Below are 25,312 nucleotides of genomic sequence, written 5' to 3'. Positions count from 1 at the left end.
GGGCCCGTCAGCCTTCGGCGCGGGAGAGCAGGACGACGGCGACGTCGTCCGTCAGCTCCCCGCCGTTGAGGCGGCGGGCTTCGGTCACGGAGGCTTCGAGCAGGCCCTCGCCGCTCAGCCCGTCGGCCAGGTGGCGGTTGATCATCTCGACCATGCCGTCCTGCCCGAGCCGCTCCTTGCCCTGGCCGATCTTCCCCTCGATCAGGCCGTCGGTGTAGAGCATCAGGCTCCACGTGCCGCCCAGTTCCACCTGGCGGCGCGGCCAGCGGGCCCGGGGCAGCAGGCCCAGCGCCGGGCCGCTGTTCTCGTACGGGAGCAGGCGCGCGGGGCGGCCCGGCCGGGAGATCAGCGGCGCCGGATGGCCGGCGAGGCACAGGCCCGCGCGCCGGCCGTCCGGGGCGATGTCCACCGTGCAGAGCGTCGCGAAGATCTCCTCGCAGGGCCGCTCGACTTCGAGGACCTCCTGGAGGGTGGCGAGCAGGTCGTCGCCGCACAGGCCGGCCAGGGTCAGCGCCCGCCAGGCGATGCGCAGCTCGACGCCGAGGGCGGCCTCGTCCGGGCCGTGGCCGCAGACGTCGCCGATCATCGCGTGGACGGTGCCGTCGGGGGTGCGGACGGTGTCGTAGAAGTCCCCGCCGAGGAGCGCGCGGCTGCGGCCGGGGCGGTAGCGGGCGGCGAAGCGGAGGTCGGAACCCTCCAGGAGCGGGTGCGGGAGCAGTCCGCGTTCCAGCCGGGCGTTCTCCTGGGCCCGCAGTTTCGATTCTGCGAGCTTGTACTGGGCGATGTCCGCCCGCTTTCTTTCCACCGCGTAGCGGATGGCCCGGCTGAGCAGCCGCCCGTCGAGCTCGTCGCGGAACAGGAAGTCCTGGGCCCCCACCCGTACGGCCTCCGCGGCGCGCTCCGCGTCGTCCTCGGCGGTGAGCACCAGGACTGCGTGCCGCGGGGCGATGCGGAGCACCTGGCGCAGCGCGCCGAAGGGATCGGCGGCGTCGCCGGAGCCGGAGCCCGCGCCGCCGTGCGGGAGCGCGAGGTCGAGCAGGACGCAGTTCACGTCGGGGGTGAGCAGCCGGGCCGCCTCCGTGAGGTTGCGGGCGCTGCGCAGCCGGATGCGGTGGCCGTCGACGTCCAGGATCTCGGGGACGGTGAGGCCGCCGGCGGGGTCATCCTCGATCACCAGCAGGGTGAGCGATGACGCGCCGCCCGGGCCGCTCTCGGTGGCCGGGATGTCCCTCTGCCGCGGTACGGGTACGGGCATTCTCCGGTTCCTTCCCGCCCCCTCGGGGGTTCGCTCGTCCGGCGACCCTAGCCTCGGTCCGGGGGAAGCGGAATGGCGGGTCCGGCGCGGGGCTCCGGCATATGCCGTTATCGGGTGGGAAAGTCCGCGTCGACGAATGACGAACGTCACGACACGGGGGTACGGCGTCCCGCCCACCGAGACATCCCACGAGGACATCCCACCGGGGCACCTCACGGGCACACCGGGGCAGCTCCCCGCTCCCCGCTTCCCGCCGGGGGCGTGCCGCCCGCCGTTACGCGTCCGGCCGGACCACTGCCTTGATCGGCATGGAGCCCGCGCCCGCCATGGTGACGTTGCGGCCGGGACGGGGGGCGTGGACCATCGCGCCGCCCCCGACGTACATCCCGACGTGGGTCGCGTCGTCGAAGTAGATGATCAGATCGCCCGGCCGCATGTCCTTGATCGCGACCTTCGGCAGCCGCAGCTGCTCCTGCGAGGTGCGCGGGATCCGCTTGCCCGCCGCGAGCCAGGCCTGCGAGGTCAGCCCGGAGCAGTCGTACGAACCGGGTCCCTCGGCGCCCCACACGTACGGCTTCCCTATCTGGGCCGTCGCGAACTGCACGGCGCGCTTGCCGGCGTCGGTGGCCGGCGCGCCCGTGGAGCCGGTCATCGCGCCCGTGGACAGCCAGTCGGTCTGCGCCTTGCTCTGGGCTTCGGCCTCCAGCTGCAGCAGCCGGGCCTTCTGCTCGGCCTCCAGCTTGCTTTCGAGGTCCTCCGCCGCCTTGATCTTGTCCTCGACCTGCTTCTTCGCGGCCTCCTGCTTGACCCGGTTGGCTTCCAGGGTCTCCCAGTGCGTGCTCGCGTCCTTCGCGTACTGCTCCAAGTCGGTCTGGGTCCGGTTGAGTTCGGAGATCAGGTCCGAGGTGGCCTTCTCGCCCTGGCGCAGCCGGTCGTGGCCGTCGAGGAACTGGGTCGGGTCGTCGCTCAGGGCCAGCCGCACGCCGGGCGGCAGGCCGCCCGCGCGGTACTGGGCGCGGGCGGCGGCGCCCGCGCGGGTCTTCAGGGCGGTGATGCGGTTCTGGCCCGCGAGGACCAGGTTGGCGATCTCCACGATCTTGTCGGACTGCGCCTTGGCCTCGCTCTCCGCGAGGTTGAAGGCGTCCGTGGCGGTGCCGGCCTCGCGGTAGAGGCCCTCTATGTCCTTGCGGACCTGCTCCAGGGACTTCGGCTGGGGCTCCGGCGCCGCGAACGCGGTGCCGGCGAGCGCGCCGGGCGCGGACAGCAGCGCCATCGCGCAGAGCAGAGTGAGGGCGATCGAACCGCGTCGTCGTTTCCTCATGGTCCCCCCAGACACCGGATTGACTAATCGTCAGTAACTTGTGATTGCCTTCGGGATGGTGCCACGAGTCGGTGAATTCCAACACCCTTGTGGATATCCATCCGATGCGTCCCGAACGACCCGCCGGCACCAGCGGTCCCGCCCGCCCCGGAGCCCAACGTTCACCCCGAAGGCCTCAACGCTTCCCACCGCACCGTCAGTTCCCCCTGACGCCACCGCACCGGCCCGTCCGCCAGCGGCCAGTCACCGGCCAGCGCCCGCGCCGTCCGGATCCAGCGCTGCCGCGCCCCGTAGGAGGCGTACGGGGCCGCCGCCGCCCACGCCCGGTCGAAGTCGCGCAGGAACGCGTGCACCGGCTCGCCCGGCACGTTGCGGTGGATCAGCGCCTTCGGCAGCCGCTCCGCCAGGTCGGACGGGCGCTCCAGGGAGCCCAGCCGGGTCGCGAAGGTCACCGTGCGCGCCCCTTCGGGCCCCAGCGCGACCCAGACGTGGCGCCGCCCGATCTCGTCGCAGGTCCCCTCCACCAGCAGCCCGTCGGGAGCGAGCCGGGCACACAACCGTTCCCACACCGCCTCGACCTGCTCCTCGTCGTACTGGCGCAGCACGTTCGCGGCCCGGATCAGCGCCGGCCGCACCCCGCCCTCCAGCGGCACCTCGAAGCCGCCGTGCCGAAAGCTCAGGCCCTCCCGCTCGTACGGCTTCGCGCCCGCCACCCGGGCCGGTTCGATCTCGATGCCGACCACCCGCACCCGCGGAGCCGCCTCCCGCAGCCGGGCCAGCAGCTCCACCGCGGTCCAGGGCGCGGCCCCGTAGCCGAGGTCCACCGCCACCGGCTCGTCCGCGCGCCGCAGCGCCGGGCCGTGCGTCGCGGCGATCCAGCGGTCCATGCGGCGCAGGCGGTTCGGGTTCGTCGTCCCGCGGGTCACCGTGCCGACGGGGCGACGAGGGGGAGGGGTGGAGCGGGAGGCCATGTGCAGAGAGTAAGCGGAGGGTTCCCGCGCGATAAAAATCCGGCACGGGGGCAGGAAAACCGGCGGTCCCGGAATGCGGGGGACGGCCGTTCGGGTTGCACTCCTAGAAGAGCGCCGACCGCGCTCTCCGTGTCATGCCGTCCGAGCGAGAGGAACTGCTCCCTTGAGCCAGTACGTGTCCCGCATCGGCGGCAGCATCGGCGGCCGGTTCGCCGCGGCCCGTTCCGGCACCCGGCACGAGCCGCCGCGCCTGCGCCTGCCCGCCGGAGTCGGCGGTCACCGCAAGCCGCGCCGCGTCGCCATGCTCAGCGTGCACACCTCACCGCTGCACCAGCCCGGCACCGGTGACGCCGGCGGGATGAACGTCTACATCGTCGAGCTGGCCCGGCGCCTCGCGGCGATCAACATCGAGGTCGAGATCTTCACCCGGGCCACCACCGGCGGCCTGCCGCCCGTGGTCGAGCTCGCGCCCGGAGTCCTCGTACGGCACGTGGACGCGGGCCCGTACGAGGGGCTCGCCAAGGAGGAGCTGCCGGCCCAGCTGTGCGCCTTCACCCACGGCGTCATGCAGGCCTGGGCCCGCCACCGCCCCGGCTACTACGACCTGGTCCACTCCCACTACTGGCTCTCCGGCCACGTCGGCTGGCTCGCCGCCGAGCGCTGGGGCGTCCCGCTCGTGCACGCCATGCACACCATGGCCAAGGTCAAGAACGCGGCGCTCGCCGAGGGCGACACCCCCGAGCCCGCCGCCCGCGTCATCGGCGAAACGCAGATCGTCGACGCCGCCGACCGGCTCATCGCGAACACCGCCGAGGAGGCCGACGAGCTCGTCCGCCACTACGCGGCCGACCCCGGCAAGGTCGCCGTCGTCCACCCCGGCGTGAACCTGGAGCGCTTCACCGTCGGCGACGGCCGCGCCGCCGCCCGTGCCCGCCTCGGGCTGCCGCAGGACGCCGTCATCCCGCTGTTCGCGGGCCGCATCCAGCCCCTCAAGGCCCCCGACATCCTGCTGCGCGCCGTCGCCGAGCTCGTGGACCGGGAGCCGGCGCTGCGCGCCCGCCTCTTCGTGCCCGTCGTCGGCGGGCCGAGCGGCAGCGGGCTCGCGAAGCCGGAGGGGCTGCAGAAGCTCGCCGCGAAGCTCGGCATCGCGGACCTCGTGCACTTCCACCCGCCGGTGGCGCAGGACGCGCTCGCGGACTGGTTCCGGGCGGCGTCCGTGCTGGTCATGCCCTCGTACAACGAGTCCTTCGGGCTGGTCGCCATAGAGGCGCAGGCCACCGGCACGCCGGTGCTGGCCGCGGCCGTCGGCGGGCTGCCCGTCGCCGTCAACGACGGGGTGACGGGGATCCTCGTACCCGGCCACGACCCGGTGGACTACGCCCGTCAGCTCAGGCGCTTCGTGGACGAGCCGGGCCTCGCGGACCGGATGGGCGCGGCGGCCGCGCGGCACGCGCAGTTCTTCGGCTGGGACACCGCCGCGAGCGGTACGGCCGACGTGTACACGGGGGCGATGCACGATCACCGCCGTCACGTACGCTCCCACCATGGCTGACGCTGACGTCCACGGGATCATCGAAGCGACGCTGACCGGCGCGGAACTGAGCTGGGAGAGCCCCGCGCCGGGCTCGTACGTGGTCCAGCTCCCCGGCACCCGCAAGCTGAGCACCACCTGCTCGCTCAAGGCCGGGAAGCACTCCCTGTCGGTGAACGCCTTCGTGATCCGGCACCCGGACGAGAACGAGGTCGGCGTCCACCGCTGGCTGCTGGAGCGCAACCTCAAGCTCTACGGCCTGGCCTACGCGGTCGACGCGCTCGGCGACGTCTACCTGACGGCCCGCCTCCCGCTGTCGGTGATCACCCCCGACGACCTGGACCGGCTGCTCGGCACGGTCCTGGAGGCGGCGGACGGGGCCTTCAACACCCTGCTGGAGCTGGGCTTCGCGAGCGCGATCCGGCGGGAGTACGAGTGGCGGGTCTCGCGGGGCGAGTCCACGCGCAACCTGGACGCCTTCAAGAACCTGACGCAGCCGTCGGGGACGGCGGCCGCGAAGCCGGAGTAAGGGCTCAGGCGGCCGGAGCCACCGGAGCCACCGGATCCGTCGCCGGAGCGACGACCTCCACGACCGCCCCCGTTCCCGGCTCCTCGGCGGGGAGCCCCCGCATCAGCAGCCAGTAGCCGCCCGCGGCGATGGTCCCCAGGACCGCCGTCGCGCCCCACAGCCAGCCCGCGCCGAAGTGCTCGATCGCGAAGCCCGCCATGAGCGGCGCGATCAGCGAGGCCACCGCCCACGACATCGTGTACATGCCCTGGTAGCGGCCGCGCCCGTGCGTCGGGGAGAGCCGCGCGACCAGGCCCATCTGGGTCGGGGAGTTGACGATCTCGGCCAGCGTCCACACGCAGACGGTCAGCGCCAGGCTCCACACCGAGCCGCCGAAGGCCGTCAGCCCGAACCCGTACCCGGCCAGCAGCGCCGAGATGACCAGCAGCTTCTGCGGATCGCGGTGCTCGATGAACCGGGTGACCGGGATCTGCAGCACCACGATCAGCACGCCGTTCACGGCGGCGACCAGCCCGTAGTCCACGGTGGAGAACCCGGCCGCGCCCATCGCGAGCGGCAGCCCGAACGAGCCCTGCATGAAGATCAGCGAGATCAGGAACGACAGCCCGACCACACCCATGAACCGCCCGTCCCGCAGCACCGTCCCCAGGCCGATCTCGGGCTCGGCGGCCGCCTTCTCCGCCGCCGTCTTCTCGGGCCGGGACTCCGGGAGCTTGAGGTAGACGAGCACCGCGCACACCAGCGTCAGGGCCGCCTCGCCGAGGAACCCGGCCAGGTAGCTGTACTCGGCGACGAAGCCCGCCACGGTCGAGCTGACGGCGAAGCCGAGGTTGATGGCCCAGTAGTTCAGCGCGAAGGCCCGTACCCGGTCCTCCGGGCGGACGATGTCGGCCATCATCGCCTGCACCGCGGGCCGCGAGGCGTTGGAGGTCATGCCGACCAGCAGCGCCACCGCGGCGATCGCCGCCGGACGCTCCATGAACCCGAGCAGCGCCACCGAGAACGCGGTCGACGCCTGCGCCGCCATCAGCGTGGGCCGCCGGCCCAGCCGGTCGGTGAGCACGCCGGCGACGAGCGAGGACACCACACCGCCGAGCCCGTGCAGGGCCACCACAAGTCCCACGAAGGAGGCCGAATAGCCCCGTTCCAGGGTCAGGTACAAGGTCATGAATGTGGCGACGAAGGCCCCGAGCCTGTTGACCAGCGTGCTCGTCCAGAGCCACCAGAACTCCCGGGGCAGTCCGGCCACGCTCTCACGGGCGGCCCGTCTCACACTGGCAACGGACATATGGAATCCCCCCGGAGATGTAAGCGTCCCTCTACTCGTTCGGACCCTACGGACCGGGGCTCTGCAGAGCCACTGGATTGACGGCTGACGTCAATCGGGGACCGTCCACATGCCGTACACACCGCGCGCGAGCGGGCGGGTGCGTCCATTAGGCTCGTACGCATGGCCGACGCACCGTACAAGCTGATCCTCCTCCGCCACGGCGAGAGCGAATGGAACGCGAAGAACCTGTTCACCGGCTGGGTGGACGTCAATCTCAACGAGAAGGGCGAGAAGGAGGCAGTCCGCGGTGGCGAACTCCTGAAGGACGCCGGACTTCTCCCCGACGTTGTGCACACGTCCCTCCAGAAGCGTGCGATCCGCACCTCCCAGCTCGCGCTGGAGGCCGCCGACCGCCACTGGATCCCGGTCCACCGCTCCTGGCGCCTCAACGAGCGCCACTACGGCGCCCTCCAGGGCAAGGACAAGGCCCAGACCCTCGCCGAGTTCGGCGAGGAGCAGTTCATGCTGTGGCGCCGCTCGTACGACACCCCGCCGCCGGCGCTCGAAGACGGTACGGAGTTCTCGCAGTCCGGGGACCCGCGCTACGCCTCCATCCCGCCGGAGCTGCGCCCGCGTACCGAGTGCCTCAAGGACGTCGTCGTCCGCATGCTCCCCTACTGGTACGACTCGATCGTCCCGGACCTGCTGGACGGCCACACCGTCCTGGTCGCCGCGCACGGCAACTCCCTGCGCGCGCTGGTCAAGCACCTCGACGGGGTCTCCGACGCCGACATCGCGGGCCTGAACATCCCGACCGGCATCCCGCTCTCCTACGAGCTGGACGCCGACTTCAAGCCCCTCAACCCGGGCGGCACCTACCTCGACCCGGACGCCGCCGCGGCCGCCATCGAGGCCGTCAAGAACCAGGGCAAGAAGAAGTAGCCGACGCGATCGTGCCCCCGGCCCGCGCACACCGCGCTGACCGGGGGCCTTCGTGTTTCCAGAACCGGGCTCGGTCGCCGCACGCTCCTACGAGCTGCGCTCCGCCGCCCAAGAGGCCCTCTTCCGGCTGCAGATGCTCACCGTCGACGAGGCGCTGAGCGCGCGGGCGCAGGCGCTGTTCGCCGAGATCGCGGTCGTGCACAAGACGGAGAGCCGCGAGGAGTTCGACGCCCGCCGGGACCGCACCCGTGAAGGCATCACCGCCCTGGTCACGGCCGCGAAGCGGCAGCTCTGAGGGGTTCGGCCGGCCACCTGAAGACCATCGTCCCGCTCACGCGTCACCGACCTCCGAAGAGGGAACGCCTGGGCCCGGCAGGCGGAGGCGCGTTGCGCGTTCGGCGATTCTGCGGTCCATCTCCGCGCGCCGCGCGGCCGCGTTGCTGCCGTCGATCTGGCCCGCGAAGGCGCGGTACGCCGCGGCGACGAGTGCGTCCGGGGCGTTCGGGCGGGCGCGGGCGATGGCCCACAGGGCGTTCTCCGTCGGGGTGTCGAGCCCCGTCTCGGTGCGGACGCCGCGCCCCGACAGCACGGCCGTCAGGACACTTTCGAAGGTGCGCCGCAACTGCTCCTGGCCGGGGTGGCCGTGGCGCATGACGGTCTCCTCCCTGTCGGTACTGATGCGAAGGGCCCCGTCCGACGGATGTCGGGCGGGGCCCTTCGCGTACGGGTGGCCGGGTGGGCGGCCTCAGCCGCCGCACTGGCAGGGGGCGCCGGACTGGCAGCCGCAGCCGCAGCCCGAGCCGCAGCCGCAGGCCGCGAGCAGGGGCAAGCTCAGGCGCAGGCCCTCCGGGGGCTGCGCTTCCTGATCCGGGGTGATGGGGACGGGGGAATCGGGCATGGATCCTCCTCGTAGGCGTTTGGCCTTCGCCCTCATTCATGCCCAGCCGGGCCCCCGCGTCAACGGCGCATTGGGGGCTCGTTGTTGATCCAGCCCCTGCCGGTCCGGCTTCCGCCGGCCCTCCGGCTCAGACGCCCTCGACCTGCGTGGGTGCCTGGAGCTCGTCCGCGTGCTCACCCGTCACCAGGTAGACCACGCGCTTGGCGACCGACACCGCGTGGTCCGCGAAGCGCTCGTAGTAGCGGCCCAGCAGGGTCACGTCGACCGCCGTCTCGATGCCGTGCTTCCAGCGGTCGTCCATCAGGTGCTGGAACAGCGTGCGGTGCAGCTGGTCCATCTCGTCGTCGTCCTGCTCCAGCTGGAGCGCCAGGTCGACGTCCTTCGTGATGATGACCTCGGCCGCCTTCGCCATCAGCCGCTGCGCGAGCTGCCCCATCTCCAGGATGGTCGCGTGCAGGTCCCGCGGGACCGCCGTGTCCGGGAAGCGGAGCCGGGCGAGCTTGGCCACGTGCTGCGCCAGGTCGCCGGAGCGCTCCAGGTCGGCGCTCATGCGCAGCGAGGTCACCACGATGCGCAGATCGGTGGCGACCGGCTGCTGGCGCGCGAGCAGCGCGATGGCACGGGCCTCCAGGTCGTGCTGGAGGTCGTCCACCTTCTGGTCGGCGGCGATGACGCTCTCGGCGAGCTTCAGGTCGGCGTCGAGCATGGAGGTCGTGGCCCGCCCGATGGCGGAGCCGACCAGCCGGGCCATTTCGACCAGGCCTTCACCGATCGAGTCCAGTTCCTCGTGGTACGCGTCACGCATTCTCGTGTCCCTCTCTCGACCTACTGCTACTGCCGTACTGCTGCCCGGGGCGGGCCGGTGCGGGCCATCGGCCCCACGTTGCCACGGTGAACCCCGAACGCGACCGACTCCGGCATCCCAAGTGAATCAGCACGGTCGCCAGGGTGAACTCTGGGCGACGAGTGTTCGAGGTGCCACCCGAACGGCTGTGGAAGTGTCCTCGCACCTGCTTAACCTGGAGTCATGGACGTGAACGCGGCGGTCGCCGCAGCTGCAGCGATTGCCGGTCTTTGCACCGGTGTGATCGCGATGCTGGCGTTCCGCTGGAGCGAGCGCGACCAAGCCCGCCCCACCCGGAGCTCCATGCGCCCCGACATCAACGCGGTGCTCCCACCGGGAGTGGACACCGTCCTCTCCGTACTCCGCTCCTCCGCCGTCGTACTCGACGAGGGGGACGCGGTCGTCAAGGCCAGCTCGGCGGCATATGCCCTCGGCCTGGTCCGCGGCGGCAAGCTCGCCGTGGAGCCCATGCTCCACATGGCCCGCGACACCCGCCGCGACGGGGAGATACGCCAGGTCGAGCTCGACCTGCCCCGGCGCGGCACCGGCCGCGGCGAGGCGCTCGCCGTCTCGGCGCGCGTCGCCCCGCTCGGCTCCCGCCTCGTGCTCCTCCTCGTGGAGGACCTCACCGAGGCCCGCCGCATCGAGGCCGTACGCCGCGACTTCGTCGCGAACGTGTCGCACGAGCTGAAGACACCGGTCGGCGCGATCTCCCTGCTCTCCGAGGCCGTCATGGACGCCTCGGACGACCCCGAGGCCGTACACCGCTTCGCCGGCCGCATGCAGATCGAGGCCACCCGCCTGATCAACCTCGTACAAGAACTCATCGACCTCTCCCGGGTACAGAACGACGACCCCCTGGAGGACGCGGAGCCGATGCGCGTGGACACGCTCGTGGCCGAGGCCATCGACCGCTGCCGCCACACGGCCTCCGCGAAACAGATCACCATGGCCGCCGGCGGCACCGCCGACCTGCGGGTATGGGGCAACCGGGGGCAGCTCGCGGCCGCCCTCGGAAACCTGGTCGAGAACGCCGTCAACTACAGCCCCGCCCGCACCCGCGTCGGCATCGCCGCGCGCCGGGTGACCGCACCGGGTGGAGACTTGATCGAGATAGCCGTGACCGACCAGGGCATCGGCATCCCGGAAAAGGACCGCGAGCGCATCTTCGAACGCTTCTACCGTGTGGACCCGGCCCGCTCCCGCGCCACGGGAGGAACCGGCCTGGGCCTTGCGATCGTGAAGCACGTAGCGGCTTCGCACGGCGGGGAGGTGTCGGTCTGGAGCTCGGAGGGTCAGGGTTCCACCTTCACCCTGCGACTCCCCGAAGCGGCCGCGCCGGCCCCGGCGACGGCCACCGCACCCGCCCACCCCCAGCTCGAACACACCGCACCAGCCATCCCTGCCCCGGAGGTCCTTCCGTGACCCGAGTGCTCGTCGTCGAGGATGAGGAATCCTTCAGCGACGCCCTGTCCTACATGCTCCGCAAGGAGGGCTTCGAGGTCGCGATCGCCGCGACCGGGCCCGACGGGCTCGACGAGTTCGAGCGCAACGGCGCCGACCTCGTCCTCCTCGACCTGATGCTCCCCGGCCTGCCCGGCACGGAGGTCTGCCGGCAGCTGCGCGGCCGCTCCAACGTCCCCGTGATCATGGTGACCGCGAAGGACAGCGAGATCGACAAGGTCGTCGGGCTGGAGATAGGAGCCGACGACTACGTCACGAAGCCCTTCTCCTCGCGGGAGCTGGTCGCCCGCATCCGCGCGGTCCTGCGCCGCCGCGGCGAGCCGGAAGAGGTCACCCCGGCCGCCCTGGAAGCGGGCCCCGTCCGGATGGACGTCGACCGCCACGTGGTCACCGTCGCCGGAGCCAAGGTGGACCTCCCCCTGAAGGAGTTCGACCTGCTGGAGATGCTGCTGCGCAACGCGGGCCGCGTACTGACCCGCATGCAGCTCATCGACCGTGTCTGGGGCGCCGACTACGTCGGCGACACCAAGACCCTCGACGTCCACGTCAAGCGCCTGCGCGCCAAGATCGAGCCCGACCCGGGTGCGCCCCGCTACCTGGTCACGGTCCGAGGCCTCGGCTACAAGTTCGAGCCGTAAACCGTGGGCGGAGGGCCCGTCCCGTCGCCGGTCGGAGGCCGGCGCAGCGTCCCGAAGCCCGGGAGGCCCCTCGGGGCCGAGCGGTGCGAGGGGCGCGTGTGGGAGGAGTTCGAGCCCGACCCGGGTGCGCCCCGCTACCTGGTCACGGTCCGAGGCCGCGGCTACAAGTTCGAGCCGTAAACCAGCCCGTAATACACGGGAACGGCCCCCGTCCGCATCGAGCGGACGGGGGCCGTTCCCGTGGAGTGCTGCGTACGGTGCTTCGCGCCTCAGTGACCGGCGGAGGCGGACGCGGAGGCCGACGCGGACCCGGAGGGGGATCCGGACGGGCTGCCCGAGGGCGAGCCCGAGGGAGAACCGGACGGCGTGCCCGAGGGGGCGCCCGAGGGGCTGCCCGACGGGGTGGCGCCCGGGGCGGCCGCCACGGCGGTCGGGCCGTAGCCCTCGTAGATGCCGGTGGCCGGTACGACGAAGGCGTCCAGCGCCACGTCGCCGGAGGTGCTCAGCTGGAAGACGATCTTCTGGACGTTGCCGTCCATGACGGAGTCGCCGCCCGCGATCACGGCGGAGGCGTTGCCCTTGCCGCCGAGGAGGACGGAGCCGCCGGCCGGGATGACCACCTTGGAGCCGCTGCCCGCGGGCTTCAGCGTCACGGTGCCCTTGCCACCCGGAAGGGTGATGGCGTCGAGCGTCTGCTCCTTGGTGCCGTTGTTGAACACCGTCGCGGAGACCGCGGCCGGGCCCTTCTTGTCCTTCTCCTGGGTGATCACCAGAGCGTTCTGGACCTTGATGTCGCCCTTGGTGACGGCGGCGTTGTCCGGCTTGACCTGGAGAGTCGGCGCGTCGTGGCCGGCGGCGCAGGCGCCCAGCGAGACGAGCGAGAAGGCGACGGCGGTGGCGGCGAGGGCGCCGCGTCGAAGGCTGCGGCTCACGGGGGAGGCAACTCCTTGGACGTACGGAACGGAAGGGTGGACGCCTCGGAGCGGCGAAGTAAAGCCGCTCTAAGGATGTGTCAGCGCGCTTAGGTTACCGAGCCGCCGCCCCGCCCCCGCACCCGACCCTCCGCAGTGTGGGCCCGGGCCACGCGCGGGCTCCCGCGCCCCCTCCCGCCGCTCCCGTCACAGCGCCGCCGGGTCCGGGTGATCTTTCATTCGCAAAAGGCCCGCTCGCAAAGGCGGGCGGGGCTCCGGTGATCAATTTCCGGATTTCATCGAACACCGCCGGGTGATCAATTCCGGGATTGGGCCGGAACGGCCCCGTACGGGTGGCCGCCAGTCGAACGGAGTAGTTCGGTTTCCTGCCCCCGAAACCGTCAAAACGGGACGTAGGTCACATCGTCGGGGCTCCCGGGCAGGTGTAACGTAGCCGTTTCGCCCGGTCCGCGCAGTGCCTCCGACCTGCGAATACCGTCTCCAGCGGGCCTCTCCCAGCACGTTCCTGTCGCTGTTGTCAAGCCCTGAGATGGGCCCTGACCTGCGAAAACGCCATTCATAACGGTCGATTCTCGTGTTACCCTGGATAGCCACGGAAGGGGTACCTGTCACATGACGTTCAAGGTTGGCGACACCGTGGTCTATCCCCATCACGGGGCCGCGCTGATCGAGGCTATCGAAACTCGCCAGATCAAAGGCGTGGACAAGACCTACTTGGTGCTCAAGGTCGCGCAGGGTGACCTGACTGTTCGCGTACCTGCGGACAACGCGGAGTTCGTGGGCGTTCGCGACGTAGTCGGCCAGGACGGGCTGGACCGGGTCTTCGAGGTGCTTCGCGCACCGTATGCAGAAGAGCCGACGAACTGGTCCCGGCGCTACAAGGCAAATCTGGAAAAGCTCGCTTCTGGCGATGTCATCAAGGTCGCCGAAGTTGTGCGCGACCTGTGGCGTCGTGAGCGTGAGCGTGGGCTCTCCGCAGGGGAGAAGCGCATGCTCGCGAAGGCGCGTCAGATCCTGGTGAGCGAGCTCGCGCTCGCCGAGAACACCAACGAGGACAAGGCCGAGGCCCTCCTCGACGAAGTGCTCGCGTCCTGACGCGATCATTCGTGCGCTTTGCCGTACACAGTTGTGCCGCGGTGCCCGCTGACAAGGAGACTTGTTGCCGGGCGCTGCGGCATGTCTGCACCCATGTCTGAAAACATCTGGTCTGAAAACATCTCGGCCTGAAAACGTCCCTGCCTGAACGCACCTCAGCCCGAGACGCCTCAACCTGAAACACCTCAGCCTGAAACGCCTCACTGGCGTGCCGGGCCCGGGCAGCCGACTCGACCGGTCGTCACGGAAGGGGCGAGGGCGTCGCACCCGGCACGCTTCAGGCCATACCCATGTCGGCCGAAGTCACAAACCTGGCTCGGAGCTACTGATGTCTGACGAATCGCGCCCGCACCGCACCGCCGCGGTGATCCCGGCCGCCGGCCGCGGAGTCCGCCTCGGTCCTGGCGCCCCCAAGGCCCTGCGGACCCTGGGCGGCATCCCCATGCTCATCCACGCCGTCCGCGCCATGGCGCGCTCCCGCGCGATCTCCCTCGTCGTCGTCGTGGCCCCGGCCGACGGCACCGCCGAGGTGCGCCGGCTGATCGACGAGCACGCGCTGCCCGAGCGCACCGAGATCCTGGTCGTCCCCGGCGGGGAGACCCGGCAGGAATCCGTACGCGCCGGCCTGGACGCGCTCCCGGCCGACATCACGGCCGTCCTCATCCACGACGCGGCCCGCCCCCTGGTCCCCGTGGACACCGTCGACTCCGTCGTCGAGGCCGTCCGCGACGGCGCGCCCGCCGTCGTCCCCGCGCTGCCGCTGGCCGACACCGTCAAGGAGGTCGAGCCCGGCAGGCCCGGCGAGCCCGAGCCGGTCGTCGCCACCCCCGTACGGGCCCGGCTGCGCGCCGTACAGACCCCGCAGGGCTTCGACCTGGCCACCCTGCGCCTCGCGCACGAGAAGTTCGCCGGTCTCACCGGCGACGGCGAGGGCGCCACGGACGACGCCGGCATGGTGGAGCGGCTCGGCGTCACCGTCGTGGTGGTCCCCGGCCACGAAGAGGCCTTCAAGGTCACCCGCCCGCTCGACCTGGTCCTCGCCGAGGCCGTACTCGCCCGCCGGAGGGCCACCGATGCCTACTAGTCCCGCGACCGACTCCGCCCCCGCCGCCCCCGCGGCCCCGCTGATCCCGCTCGTCGGCATCGGCACCGACGTGCACGCCTTCGAGACCGGCCGCGAACTGTGGTGCGCAGGCCTGCTCTGGGAGGGTGAGGACGGCCTCGCCGGGCACTCCGACGGGGACGTCGCCGCGCACGCCGCCTGCGACGCCCTCTTCTCCGCCGCCGGCGTCGGCGACCTCGGCGCGCACTTCGGCACCTCGCGCCCCGAGTGGTCCGGCGCCGCCGGAGTCACCCTTCTGGCGGAAGCCGCCCGGATCGTCCGCGCCGAGGGCTTCGAGATCGGCAACATCGCCATCCAGGTGATCGGCGTACGCCCGAAGATCGGCAAGCGGCGCGAAGAGGCACAGAAGGCGCTCGCCGCAGCGGCGGGCGCCCCCGTCTCCGTATCGGGCACCACCACCGACGGGCTGGGCCTCACCGGCCGCGCCGAAGGCCTCGCCGCCATCGCCACGGCCCTCGTCTACCGGACGAACCGGGCCTAGTACCCCGTACGGATACACCCCTCCCGCAGTTCCTCGCCAACAAAGCGGGCCCCGCGTGCCGAAAGGGTCGCGGGGCACTGCTACAGGCGCACTACCCTGGATGCCGTGACTATTCGCCTGTACGACACCAGCGCCCGGCAGATCCGCGACTTCACCCCGCTCGTACCGGGCTGCGTCTCGATCTACCTCTGTGGCGCCACCGTGCAGGCGGCTCCGCACATCGGGCACGTCCGCTCGTACCTGAACTTCGACATCGCGCGCCGCTGGTTCACCTACCGCGGTCTCGACGTCACCTTCATCCGCAACGTCACCGACATCGACGACAAGATCATCGGGAAGTCCGGCGAGCAGGGCCGCCCCTGGTGGTCCATCGGCTACGAGAACGAGCGCGCCTTCAACGACGGCTACAACGCGCTGGGCTGCCTCCCGCCCACGTACGAGCCGCGCGCCACCGGGCACGTCCCCGAGATGATCGAGATGATGCGCGGGCTCATCGAGCGCGGCCACGCGTACGAGGCCGACGGCAGCGTCTACTTCGACGTGCGCAGCTTCCCCGGCTACCTGGAACTGTCGAACCAGAACATCGACGACCTCCGCCAGCCCGACGAGGGCGTGGCCGGCAAGCGCGACCCGCGCGACTTCGCCATGTGGAAGGCCTCCAAGCCGGGCGAGCCCGACTGGGAGACCCCGTGGGGCCGCGGCCGTCCCGGCTGGCACCTGGAGTGCTCCGCGATGGCGCACAAGTACCTCGGCAGCGCCTTCGACATCCACGGCGGCGGGCTCGACCTGATCTTCCCGCACCACGAGAACGAGATCGCCCAGGCCAAGGCCTTCGGCGACGAGTTCGCGAAGTACTGGATGCACAACGCCTGGGTCACCCTCTCCGGCGAGAAGATGTCCAAGTCGCTCGGCAACTCGGTCCTCGTCTCCGAGATGCTCAAGATCTGGCGCCCGATCGTGCTGCGCTACTACCTCGGCACCCCGCACTACCGCTCGATGATCGAGTACAGCGTGGAGTCCCTGCGCGAGGCCGAGTCCGGCTTCGCGCGCATCGAGGGCTTCATCCAGCGCGTCATCGAGAAGGCCGGCGGCTCCGTCGAGCCGGCCGCCGAGGTGCCGCCCGCCTTCGCCGAGGCCATGGACGACGACCTGGGCGTCCCGCAGGCGCTCGCGATCATCCACACCACCGTCCGCCAGGGCAACAGCGCGCTCGCCGCCGACGACAAGGACGCGGCCATCGCGCGCCTGTCTGAGGTACGGGCCATGCTGGGCGTCCTCGGACTCGACCCCCTCGACCCGCACTGGGCCGGCGAGACGGACCGCGGAGAGGACCTCCACGGAGCCGTGGACACCCTCGTGCGCCTGGTCCTGGAGCAGCGCGAATCGGCGCGCGCCCGCAAGGACTGGGCCACCGCCGACGCCATCCGCGACCAGCTCCAGCAGTCGGGCCTGGTCATCGAGGACAGCCCCACCGGACCCCGGTGGACGCTCGGCCCGCGCTAGGCGCGTACCCCCGAGAGGTCTCCCGGCGCCGTCCGACTGGCGGACTCGGATTGGGCCGCCCGGCGCTCCGGGCGGCACACTCTTCATACGTACATATCGCAGCATCAACGAAATCAGGTAGAGGTCATGGCCGGGAACAGCCAGCGCAGGAACCGCCGCACGTCCAACAAGAAGGGCGCGACGGTCGGCAGCGGTGGCCAGCGGCGCAAGGGCCTCGAAGGCAGGGGCCCCACGCCCAAGGCCGAGGACCGCAAGAAGCACAAGGCCAACCGCATCAGCAACGCCATGGCCCGCCAGGCGGCCAAGCGCCGCCCGGCCCCCCGCCGCGGCGGCCCCAAGGGCACCAGCGAGATGGTCGTCGGCCGCAACCCGGTCTTCGAGGCGCTGCGCGACGGCGTACCGGCCACCACCCTCTACGTCCAGCAGTTCATCGACAACGACGAGCGCGTCCGCGAGGCCCTCCAGCTCGCGGCCGAGCGCGGCAACATCAACCTGATGGAAGCCCCGCGCCCCGAGCTCGACCGGCTGACCAACGGCCTCAACCACCAGGGCCTGGTCCTCCAGGTCCCGCCATACGAGTACGCGCTCCCGGACGAGCTCACCGCCGCCGCGTACGACAACGGCGAGGACCCCCTCATCGTCGCCCTCGACGGGATCACCGACCCCCGCAACCTCGGCGCGATCATCCGCTCCGTCTCCGCCTTCGGCGGCCACGGCGTGGTCGTTCCCGAGCGCCGCGCCGCCAGCATGACCGCCGGCGCCTGGAAGTCCTCGGCCGGCACCGCGGCCCGTACCCCGGTCTCGCGCGTCACCAACCTGACCCGCGCCATCCAGGACTACAAGAAGGAAGGCATCACCATCGTCGGCCTCGCCGCCGAGGGCACCCACGAGGTGCACGAGCTCGAAGCGCTGGGCGGCCCCGTCGTCATCGTCGTCGGCTCCGAGGGCAAGGGCCTCGGCCGGCTCGTCGGCGAGAACTGCGACTACCTCGTGCGCATCCCGATGCCGGGCGGCGCCGAGTCGCTCAACGCCGGTGTCGCCGCGGGCGTCGTCCTCTACGAGGCGGCCCGCCGCCGCGCCACCCGCGGCCGCGTCTGAGCCGCCGCTTGATCCACTTAGCTCACCGGACGTGACCCGTGAGCGTGCCACCCCGCCCCTTACGGGCGGGGTGGCTTGATTTGACGGGTCTCGGACACATCCCTGATGTCAAGGCAGTGTCCTAAACACTCATCACTCGGTTAGATGAGTGTGGACACCAGAACGCCAGGGTTCGACGACCAGCCCGCGCTGAGCATGGTCAAGGTGCCGTGCGACCCCGCACAGGTCATCGTCAACCACGCCAGCTTCCGCGTGCGGCTCGCACCGAGCCCCAGCGCGCGTCCCAGGCCCTCCGGCACCCCGGGGCTCGCCCCGGCACTCGGCGGAGCCCTCGCGGCCGCCGGAGCAGGAGCCGCCCGCCGCCGCCCCGTCGTCTGGAGCGGCAAGTCCGCCCCCGGCGACGCCGCCGCCAGCGCCGCCATGGGCGGCCTGCTCCAGGCCGTACGCGACCACGGGCGCGCCCACGACGGCCACGCGGAGTACGACGGCGGCGCCACCCAGACCATCCCGCGCGTCGACCTCGCCCACGACCTCGCGGACGACACCCTCGCCACGCCGACCGTCATCGGTCAGCGCAGCTACGGGGATGCCGAGGAAACCCGGCTGCAGCCCGTGGTCGGGGGCCTCTCGCACCCCCACGAGGCCTACGACGGCACCTACTCCGAGGGCACCGGCTCCGCGGACTCCCGCCGGGCCCAGGGCGACGCCCGCGCGCAGGCCTCGTACTACCCCGGCCGCCGCATGAACCTCGGCGTCGTGCTGCTCCCGCTGCGCGTCTTCCTCGGCTTCATCTCCATCTACGCCGGCATGGGCAAACTGTGCGACCCCGTCTACTTCGACGGCGGCGAACGCGGCTCCATGGTCACCTGGCTGCACACCCTGCAGCCGTGGGCCCTCGCCGAACCGCTCCGCGACTTCGCGCTGGCCCACCCCGTCGGCGCCGGACTCAGCGTGGCCTTCCTCCAGGTCATCGTCGGCGTACTCACGGTCTTCGGCCTGTGGCAGCGGTTCGCCGCCTGCTTCGGCGCACTGCTCTCCGCCGCGCTGCTGATGACGGTGAGCTGGAAGACCGTCCCCGCCTACGACGCGCCCGACATCATCTACCTCGCCGCCTGGAGCCCGCTGATCATCGCCGGCGCCCCCGTCTACTCCCTCGACGGCCGCCTCGCCGGCGAGGCCTGGCGCACCCTGGGCCCCCGCTCCGAAGTCTGGCGGCTGCGCCGCCGGGTCCTGCGCCGCGGGGCCGTCATGGCCGGCGTCATCTGCGGGCTCACCCTCCTCATCGGCTCGCTCCTCGGCGGCGCCGTCCGCTCCACCACCGTCGTCACCGTCCCCGGACCGGGCGAGGCCCCGAGCAACTACCTGCCCGGGCGGCCCCTGCCGAGCACCTCCAAGCAGCTGCAGCCCGCGCGCCCCAGCTCCCCGAAGCAGGCCGCGAAGCCCTCGGCCGGACCCTCGTCCCCGGCCGCCAAGACCGGGCGCGCAACCGCCGGTTCGAGCTCCCCGACGACGGGCTCCGGCTCGCCCACCGCCACCCGCGGCACCACCAGCGGCAGCCAGTCCCCGCGCACCACCCCCCGCCAGTCCACCCCGCAGAAGCCCCCGACCAGCTCCACGGGAACGCGTGGCGGCGGCTCCACCGGAGGAGGCGCGGGCAGCACCCCGCCGAAGAAGCCCGACCTGCTGGGCGGACTCCTCGGCGGCTGACGGACGCCGCCGCGCGGAAGCGACGACACGGTGAAGGGCCCGGCACGCGAAAGCGTGCCGGGCCCTTCAGCGCGTACGAGGGCGATAGGCCGTAGGCCGTAGGCCGCAGAGGCGCTACGTGGCGTTCTGCGCGGCCAACTCCCGTGCCGCCTCGGTCAGGTCCTTCGCCGTGTCGATCGCCCGCCAGTAGGCCCCCTGGGGCAGCGGGAAGCCCGCGAGCCGCCGCTCACGGGCCAGGCGCGGGAACGTCGTCCGCTCGTGGTCCCCCAAATCCGGGAGCAGAGCCGCGAATTCGGGCCCGAAGACGTACACGCCGGCATTGACCGGGTACGGGGACTGCGGCGCCTCGATGAAGTCCAGCACGTGCCCGTACTCGTTGATCTCCACCACCCCCCACGGAATGCGCGGCCGGGCGAGCGCCAGCGTGGCCGTGGCACCGCGTTCGGCATGGAAAGCGGCCATCTCGCGCAGCGAGAAACGGGTCCACACGTCGCCGTTGGTCGCGTACCAGGCACGGTCGGGATGCGGCAGGTGCCGGGCCGCGTACTTCAGGCCCCCGCCCCGGCCCAGCGGCTCGTCCTCCACGACGGTGGTCACCCGGAGCGGCAACGGCGCCTCGGCCAGCCACCGCTGGAGCACCTCGGCGAGGTGCCCGCAGGAGACCACCGCGTCCGTCACCCCCTCGGAGGCCAGCCAAGCCAGCTGGTGCCCGATGATCGGCATCCCCGTACCGGGGATCTCCACCATCGGCTTGGGACGGTCGTCCGTATACGGCCGCAGCCGCGAACCCTGGCCCCCCGCCAGGACAACCGCCTGGGTCGGGGAGGCCGGGAACGCGGCCGCGTGGGATCGGTCGGAACGCCCGGAGCTTTCGGAACGCTCGGAATCGGTCATGTCGTTGTCGTCGGCGTCGTGTTCGGTGCGGGAGGGCGCGCGGCGGTGGCCGTCAGCCCATGGAGGCGACGCCGGACGCGTACGCGGTGTCGCACACCGGCCGCGCGAACGACTGGGCCTTCGTGGGCCCGTAGGCGTCCACCGCGGCCCGCCCGAGGGCGCGCGCGATCCCCACGCAGTGCTCGGCGAGGGACGGCCGCCGGTCGACCTCCTGCTGGAGGTGGGTGAGGACGTCACCCGGCTGCTCGCCCTGCTGGATCTCGCTCAACAGCTTTTCGCGCAGCACGTCCTGGGCGGCGCGGGGCTTCGCGGGGACGGAGACGTCCTCGGCGGACGCGGTCAGGATCTGGGAGGGGGTGTTGTCCGCCCAGGGGACCATGGTGACCGCGAGGGTCCCGGACAGGACCAGGACGACGGGCAGGACCAGGGCGAGGGATCGGCCGATACGGCGGGCAGTGTGGGTCACGAGGGCGAGAGTAGCGCTCGGTGAAGATATGGCGACATTTAGTCACCCGGTCGGGGGATGGTTCGACGTGGCTTTTCGAATTAAGGGTTGACGCTTGGGGCCGAATGGCCCGATCTGCCGGACTCGGACGCCAACTCGGACGCCAACTCGGACCAGACTCCGGACGGACCTCGGACGGACTTCGGGCCGGAACTCGCGCCGAAGGGGCGCCCCTTGACGGGACGCCCCTTCGGCGGCCGTGCGCGGCCGGCCCTTCCCGGGAGCGGGTCAGCCGGAGAGGCGGGCGCCCGAGGAGGTCGAGAAGACGTGGATCTCGTTGCCGCGCGGCACCACGTGCAGCGTGGAGCCCTTCTCGGGCACCTGGCGGCCGTTCACGCGCACCACGATGTCCTGCGAACCCTCGGAGTGCGAAGTCGAGCCGTAGACGTACCCGTCGGCGCCCAGCTCCTCGACGACGTTCACGGTGATTTCCAGGCCGCCCGTCTCGCCGATGTCGAAGTGCTCGGGACGCACGCCCACGGTGACCGTGCGGTCGCCCGCGTCGGCGGCGGCGGTCAGCGCCTCGCGCGAGACCGGGACGACGCTGTCGCCGAACTTCACGCCGCCGTCGGTGATCGGGACCTCGACGAGGTTCATGGCCGGCGAGCCGATGAAGCCGGCGACGAAGAGGTTCGCCGGGCGGTCGTACATGTTGCGCGGGGTGTCGACCTGCTGCAGCAGACCGTCCTTCAGCACGGCCACACGGTCGCCCATGGTCATGGCCTCGACCTGGTCGTGGGTGACGTAGACGGTGGTGATGCCCAGGTCGCGCTGGAGGGCCGCGATCTGCGTACGGGTGGACACGCGGAGCTTGGCGTCGAGGTTCGACAGCGGCTCGTCCATGAGGAACACCTGCGGCTTGCGCACGATCGCGCGGCCCATCGCGACGCGCTGGCGCTGACCGCCGGAGAGCGCCTTCGGCTTGCGGTCGAGGTACTGGGTCAGGTCCAGCATCTTCGCCGCGTCCTCCACCTTCCGGCGGATGGTGGCCTTGTCCTCGCCGGCGATCTTGAGCGCGAAGCCCATGTTGTCGGCGACGGACATGTGCGGGTACAGCGCGTAGTTCTGGAACACCATCGCGATGTCCCGGTCCTTGGGCGGCAGGTGCGTGACGTCGCGGTCACCGATGCGGATCGCGCCGCCGTTGACGTCCTCCAGGCCGGCGAGCATGCGCAGCGAGGTGGACTTGCCGCAGCCGGAGGGGCCGACGAGGACGAGGAACTCGCCGTCCGCGATCTCCAGCTCCAGCTGGTCGACGGCGGGCTTGTCGCCGCCGGGGTACAGACGGGTCGCCTTGTCGAAAGTGACAGAAGCCATGGTGATGAATCCCTTCTACCGGCAGGAACGTGCCGGACGATCCGAGTGGAAGGTCTAGTCCAGTGGACTGGACTCGGCCCGACGCTACCCGCCCGCGCCGCTCCTGTCAGCACCTGGACGGGAGTCAGTTCCAGGACGTTTCCACACGTGAGGGCCGGCTGTCAGAGGCGGCTGCTTTGATCACGACCATGACCATCTACGACGTGACCCGCGCGCTGCCCGACATCGCGACGCTGCGCGACCGCTGCCGGGCGATGGCGGCGCTGGAACTGGTGATCAGCGGGGAAGAGGACGACGGCTACTTCGCCTACGACCCGAAGTGGGGACCGGGCGAGGAAGCGGCACTGATGGACAACGGCTCCGGCGACGACTACGCGATCGTCTTCGCGGCCGCGGGGGTCTTCGGGCACGGCTTCGACCACGAGTCGGTGATGAGCCCGTGGGCGGACATCGACCACGAGGACGGCTGGCCCGGCCTGACCGACGGCATACCCGAGGCCTTCCGGCCGTACCTGACGGAGCCGGCGTTCTGCGTGGACGGAGTGCTCAACGCCACCGCCGTCTTCTGGCGCGAGACCGCCGACACGCAGTGGCGCGCGGGCAAGGTGGAGTTCCCGGAGGGCAAGTCCGACCCGGACGGCGCGGACTACCTCTTCGAGCTCCTCGTGGCGGGCACCCCGGAGGCCTACCGCGACTTCGCCGAGGACTACTACGAGACGGACCTCCCGCTGGAGGCGATCCGCCACGTGTGGGAGCTGCGCCCGCTCACCCAGGAGGTCGTGGACGCCCTGAACCCGGGGCTGCCGCTGGCGGCGGTGGCGCCGCGGGTGGAGCGGGCGGGGTATCCGGGGGTGTGAGGGGGGCCAGAACAACCGGGAGGTCTGACACAGACTCCACAGGCTTGAAGAGCGACGGCCCGTCGGCCTGTTGCTCGTGCACGGCTTATGGGGTCAGGACGCACTCCGGTAGTTCCGATGCCAGGATGAAGGACGGCGGTGCCTTGCCGGGAGGCAGCGCCGCCGCCACCAGCTCGCCTCGCTTCGGCTTCGGGTACTTCGCCGAGCCCTTGAAGAAGCGGGTGAAAGCGGAGTCGAGGTGGCGGAGGGAACGCGCTTTCCCTGCTCCGCGGCTTCGGCCACGAACTCTCCCACCCCTACGGTCCGATAGCCGGACGTGTACTTCAGTACCAAGAATGAACGGGTGGGCGAGGGGTTACGGACGCCGGAAAGTTCTTCGCGGCGGGGTTGGGCGGCTGTGTAGAGTGAAGGCGATTCTGTGCGCTGCGCAGTGTCACATGTGCCCCCTTAGCTCAGCCCGGCCAGAGCACCGCACTTGTAATGCGTAGGTCGTCGGTTCGAATCCGACAGGGGGCCCCATCCCAGGTCAGAGGTTGTGTGACCAAGGGGATTCGTACAGAAGCGGAAGGCCCCGGGTGATCACCCGGGGCCTTTTTGCATGCCCTCAGTGGCGGCCCGAGATGCGGTCTGCCAGGCGGGCCAGGGGGGTTGTCGTGGGGGTGTGGGTGGCGGTTTCGCGGCGGTCTGCTTCGCGGTAGGCGGCGTAGAGGGCCTGGACGCCCAGCCAGCGGAAGGGTTCCGGTTCCCAACGGCGGACGCGGTGGTTGACCCAGGGCAGGGTCGTGAGGTCCGTCCTGTCGCCCAGGACCAGGTCGCGGAGGGTGCGGGCCGCGAGGTTGGCCGTGGCCACGCCGGAGCCTACGTAGCCTCCTGCCCAGCCGAGGCCCGTCGTGGCGTCCAGGGTGACCGTGGCGCACCAGTCGCGGGGGACGCCCAGGACGCCCGACCAGGCGTGGGTGATCTCCACGCCGGTGAGGGCCGGGAAGAAGGAGGTGAGGAGGTTCGTCAGGGACGTGATCGTCGCGGGTTGGGTGCGGCCGTCGTTGTCCGTGCGGGAGCCGTAGCGGTAGGGGACGCCGCGGCCGCCGATGGCGATGCGGTCGTCGGCGGTGCGCTGGGCGTACATGTAGGCGTGGGCCATGTCGCCGAGGGTGGAGGCGTCGGACCAGCCGATCTGGGCCCACGTCTCCGGGGAGAGGGGGGCCGTGGCGATCATCGAGGAGTTCATCGGGAGCCAGGAGCGCTTCTGGCCCTTGAGGGCTGCGGTGAAGCCCTCGGTGCAGCGCAGGACGTACGGGGCGCGGACCGTGCCGTACGGGGTGAGGGCGCGGCGCGGGGCGATCTCCGTGACGGGGGTGGACTCGTGGATGACGACGCCGAGGCGTTCGCAGGCGGCGGCCAGGCCCTTGACCAGCTTCAGGGGGTGGATGCGGGCTCCGTGCGGAGTCCAGGAGGAGCCGACGGCGTCCGCGACGTCGATGCGGGCGCGGGTGTCGGTGGCGTCGTAGAGCTCGCGGTCCGTTTCGCCGAAGGCGAGTTCGGCGGTGTGGAAGGCCTTGAGGCGGGAGAGCTGGGCGGGGGTGCGGGCCACTTCGAGGACTCCGCCGCGGTGGATGTCGGCGTCGATGCCCTCCTTGGCGGCGGTGTCGATGACCTCGGTGACGGTCGCGTTCATGGCTTGCTGGAGGCGCTGGGCGGCGGGGCGGCCGTGCAGGGTGGCGTAGCGGTCGCGGCCGGCGATGCCGTTGTAGAGCCAGCCGCCGTTGCGGCCGGAGGCCCCGTAGCCGCAGAACTTCTGCTCCAGGACGGTGACGCGCAGGTCGGGGGCGGCGGTCTTGAGGTAATACGCGGTCCACAGGCCGGTGTAGCCGCCGCCGACGATGACGACGTCGGCGGTGGTGTTGCCGGTGAGCGGGGCGCGGGGTGGGTGGGCGGGGGCGGTCTCGTCCGTCGCGTACCAGAAGGAAATTCCGCCGTTGATCGTCATGGGGGAGTTGCTACACGGGGTGGTGGAGGGGTGTCCAGGGGCGTGATGTCGGGTTTCGGGGGCTGAGGGGTGGCCGGATGGCTGATGTGGGGGGTCGGGATCCTCCTTAGGGTGGAGCGGGGATTTTTGTCAGGTTTTTGTATGAGAGGT

The 25,312-nt window shown here is 71.4% G+C and carries 25 protein-coding genes and 1 tRNA gene; 14 read left to right on the top strand and 12 right to left on the bottom strand.

Features of this window, described 5'->3' with window-relative positions; genetic code table 11:
• Positions 1-7: 7 nt before the first annotated feature.
• From ACFYYB_RS38855 to ACFYYB_RS38845, 3 genes are all read right to left on the bottom strand, one after another.
• The gene (locus ACFYYB_RS38855) at positions 8-1,255 is read right to left on the bottom strand and encodes a PP2C family protein-serine/threonine phosphatase (RefSeq protein WP_389442789.1); all 1,248 of its coding nucleotides are present in this window, start codon (positions 1,253-1,255) and stop codon (positions 8-10) included.
• Positions 1,256-1,529: 274 nt separating this feature from the next.
• Positions 1,530-2,576 carry an NlpC/P60 family protein gene (locus tag ACFYYB_RS38850; RefSeq protein WP_389442787.1) on the bottom strand — a complete coding sequence of 349 codons (1,047 nt, stop codon included), beginning with the start codon at positions 2,574-2,576 and terminating at the stop codon, positions 1,530-1,532.
• A 161-nt stretch (positions 2,577-2,737) separates the two neighbouring features.
• Entirely contained in the window at positions 2,738-3,547 is an 810-nt protein-coding gene (locus ACFYYB_RS38845) for a class I SAM-dependent methyltransferase (protein WP_327305982.1), read from the bottom strand.
• Positions 3,548-3,710: 163 nt separating this feature from the next.
• Between ACFYYB_RS38845 and mshA the strand changes: the two genes are divergently transcribed.
• Together mshA and ACFYYB_RS38835 are read left to right on the top strand one after the other, a co-directional pair.
• Positions 3,711-5,099, top strand: coding sequence for a D-inositol-3-phosphate glycosyltransferase (gene mshA / locus ACFYYB_RS38840; RefSeq protein ID WP_389442785.1), 1,389 nt, complete (start codon positions 3,711-3,713; stop codon positions 5,097-5,099).
• Positions 5,092-5,607: a YbjN domain-containing protein gene (locus tag ACFYYB_RS38835; protein ID WP_389442783.1), complete on the top strand. Its 516-nt coding sequence runs from the start codon at positions 5,092-5,094 to the stop codon at positions 5,605-5,607. The genes mshA and ACFYYB_RS38835 overlap by 8 nt, the downstream gene beginning before the upstream one ends.
• A 4-nt stretch (positions 5,608-5,611) precedes the next feature.
• Here the strand turns inward: ACFYYB_RS38835 and ACFYYB_RS38830 are convergent, their stop codons facing one another.
• On the bottom strand, positions 5,612-6,895 hold the full coding sequence (locus ACFYYB_RS38830; RefSeq protein WP_389442781.1) for an MDR family MFS transporter: 1,284 nt from the start codon (positions 6,893-6,895) through the stop codon (positions 5,612-5,614).
• A 162-nt stretch (positions 6,896-7,057) separates the two neighbouring features.
• Between ACFYYB_RS38830 and ACFYYB_RS38825 the strand changes: the two genes are divergently transcribed.
• Positions 7,058-7,819: a phosphoglyceromutase gene (locus ACFYYB_RS38825; RefSeq protein ID WP_243339478.1), complete on the top strand. Its 762-nt coding sequence runs from the start codon at positions 7,058-7,060 to the stop codon at positions 7,817-7,819.
• Between the two features lie 52 nt (positions 7,820-7,871).
• A complete protein-coding gene (locus ACFYYB_RS38820) occupies positions 7,872-8,114 on the top strand; it encodes a hypothetical protein (protein ID WP_389442779.1) in 243 nt (80 codons plus the stop codon).
• A 36-nt stretch (positions 8,115-8,150) separates the two neighbouring features.
• Here the strand turns inward: ACFYYB_RS38820 and ACFYYB_RS38815 are convergent, their stop codons facing one another.
• The 3 genes from ACFYYB_RS38815 to phoU form a co-directional block, all read right to left on the bottom strand.
• Entirely contained in the window at positions 8,151-8,471 is a 321-nt protein-coding gene (locus ACFYYB_RS38815) for a hypothetical protein (protein ID WP_389442777.1), read from the bottom strand.
• 93 nt (positions 8,472-8,564) lie between these two features.
• Entirely contained in the window at positions 8,565-8,717 is a 153-nt protein-coding gene (locus ACFYYB_RS38810; RefSeq protein ID WP_389442775.1) for a hypothetical protein, read from the bottom strand.
• 127 nt (positions 8,718-8,844) lie between these two features.
• Positions 8,845-9,522, bottom strand: a complete 678-nt coding sequence (gene phoU, locus ACFYYB_RS38805) for a phosphate signaling complex protein PhoU (protein ID WP_030858619.1) — start codon at positions 9,520-9,522, stop codon at positions 8,845-8,847.
• Positions 9,523-9,744: 222 nt separating this feature from the next.
• On the opposite strand from phoU, the gene ACFYYB_RS38800 reads away from it, so the two are divergent.
• Positions 9,745-10,986, top strand: coding sequence for a sensor histidine kinase (locus ACFYYB_RS38800; RefSeq protein WP_389442773.1), 1,242 nt, complete (start codon positions 9,745-9,747; stop codon positions 10,984-10,986).
• The gene (locus tag ACFYYB_RS38795; RefSeq protein ID WP_007265514.1) at positions 10,983-11,663 is read left to right on the top strand and encodes a response regulator transcription factor; all 681 of its coding nucleotides are present in this window, start codon (positions 10,983-10,985) and stop codon (positions 11,661-11,663) included. The genes ACFYYB_RS38800 and ACFYYB_RS38795 overlap by 4 nt, the downstream gene beginning before the upstream one ends.
• A gap of 269 nt (positions 11,664-11,932) precedes the next feature.
• Here the strand turns inward: ACFYYB_RS38795 and ACFYYB_RS38790 are convergent, their stop codons facing one another.
• Entirely contained in the window at positions 11,933-12,595 is a 663-nt protein-coding gene (locus tag ACFYYB_RS38790; RefSeq protein WP_389442771.1) for a DUF461 domain-containing protein, read from the bottom strand.
• Positions 12,596-13,207: 612 nt separating this feature from the next.
• On the opposite strand from ACFYYB_RS38790, the gene ACFYYB_RS38785 reads away from it, so the two are divergent.
• The 6 genes from ACFYYB_RS38785 (at position 13,208) to ACFYYB_RS38760 (ending at position 19,602) form a co-directional block, all read left to right on the top strand.
• A complete protein-coding gene (locus ACFYYB_RS38785; RefSeq protein WP_003953493.1) occupies positions 13,208-13,690 on the top strand; it encodes a CarD family transcriptional regulator in 483 nt (160 codons plus the stop codon).
• Between the two features lie 328 nt (positions 13,691-14,018).
• Positions 14,019-14,774: a 2-C-methyl-D-erythritol 4-phosphate cytidylyltransferase gene (gene ispD / locus ACFYYB_RS38780; RefSeq protein ID WP_389442769.1), complete on the top strand. Its 756-nt coding sequence runs from the start codon at positions 14,019-14,021 to the stop codon at positions 14,772-14,774.
• Positions 14,764-15,294: a 2-C-methyl-D-erythritol 2,4-cyclodiphosphate synthase gene (ispF, locus tag ACFYYB_RS38775; protein ID WP_327305992.1), complete on the top strand. Its 531-nt coding sequence runs from the start codon at positions 14,764-14,766 to the stop codon at positions 15,292-15,294. The genes ispD and ispF overlap by 11 nt, the downstream gene beginning before the upstream one ends.
• A gap of 105 nt (positions 15,295-15,399) precedes the next feature.
• Positions 15,400-16,797 carry a cysteine--tRNA ligase gene (gene cysS / locus ACFYYB_RS38770; RefSeq protein ID WP_389442767.1) on the top strand — a complete coding sequence of 466 codons (1,398 nt, stop codon included), beginning with the start codon at positions 15,400-15,402 and terminating at the stop codon, positions 16,795-16,797.
• Positions 16,798-16,923: 126 nt separating this feature from the next.
• Complete coding sequence (gene rlmB / locus ACFYYB_RS38765) at positions 16,924-17,895, top strand: 23S rRNA (guanosine(2251)-2'-O)-methyltransferase RlmB (RefSeq protein ID WP_389442765.1); 972 nt, start codon at positions 16,924-16,926, stop codon at positions 17,893-17,895.
• A 144-nt stretch (positions 17,896-18,039) separates the two neighbouring features.
• Positions 18,040-19,602 carry a DoxX family membrane protein gene (locus ACFYYB_RS38760; RefSeq protein ID WP_389442763.1) on the top strand — a complete coding sequence of 521 codons (1,563 nt, stop codon included), beginning with the start codon at positions 18,040-18,042 and terminating at the stop codon, positions 19,600-19,602.
• A 114-nt stretch (positions 19,603-19,716) separates the two neighbouring features.
• On the opposite strand, the gene ACFYYB_RS38755 is transcribed toward ACFYYB_RS38760, so the two are convergent.
• From ACFYYB_RS38755 to ACFYYB_RS38745, 3 genes are all read right to left on the bottom strand, one after another.
• Positions 19,717-20,496 carry an NDP-sugar synthase gene (locus ACFYYB_RS38755; protein WP_389442761.1) on the bottom strand — a complete coding sequence of 260 codons (780 nt, stop codon included), beginning with the start codon at positions 20,494-20,496 and terminating at the stop codon, positions 19,717-19,719.
• 52 nt (positions 20,497-20,548) lie between these two features.
• The gene (locus tag ACFYYB_RS38750; protein ID WP_266878811.1) at positions 20,549-20,962 is read right to left on the bottom strand and encodes a hypothetical protein; all 414 of its coding nucleotides are present in this window, start codon (positions 20,960-20,962) and stop codon (positions 20,549-20,551) included.
• 267 nt (positions 20,963-21,229) lie between these two features.
• Complete coding sequence (locus tag ACFYYB_RS38745) at positions 21,230-22,318, bottom strand: sn-glycerol-3-phosphate ABC transporter ATP-binding protein UgpC (RefSeq protein ID WP_327305997.1); 1,089 nt, start codon at positions 22,316-22,318, stop codon at positions 21,230-21,232.
• A 188-nt stretch (positions 22,319-22,506) separates the two neighbouring features.
• Between ACFYYB_RS38745 and ACFYYB_RS38740 the strand changes: the two genes are divergently transcribed.
• Both ACFYYB_RS38740 and ACFYYB_RS38735 read left to right on the top strand, forming a co-directional pair.
• Positions 22,507-23,175 carry a hypothetical protein gene (locus tag ACFYYB_RS38740; protein WP_389442758.1) on the top strand — a complete coding sequence of 223 codons (669 nt, stop codon included), beginning with the start codon at positions 22,507-22,509 and terminating at the stop codon, positions 23,173-23,175.
• A 441-nt stretch (positions 23,176-23,616) separates the two neighbouring features.
• Positions 23,617-23,694, top strand: a tRNA-Thr gene (locus tag ACFYYB_RS38735).
• Between the two features lie 85 nt (positions 23,695-23,779).
• Here the strand turns inward: ACFYYB_RS38735 and ACFYYB_RS38730 are convergent.
• Positions 23,780-25,162 carry an NAD(P)/FAD-dependent oxidoreductase gene (locus ACFYYB_RS38730; RefSeq protein ID WP_389442756.1) on the bottom strand — a complete coding sequence of 461 codons (1,383 nt, stop codon included), beginning with the start codon at positions 25,160-25,162 and terminating at the stop codon, positions 23,780-23,782.
• Positions 25,163-25,312: the final 150 nt, after the last annotated feature.

Source organism: Streptomyces sp. NPDC002886 (assembly GCF_042888445.1).
In the GTDB taxonomy this organism is placed as follows: domain Bacteria; phylum Actinomycetota; class Actinomycetes; order Streptomycetales; family Streptomycetaceae; genus Streptomyces.
This window is presented reverse-complemented; position numbering and strand designations above follow the sequence as displayed.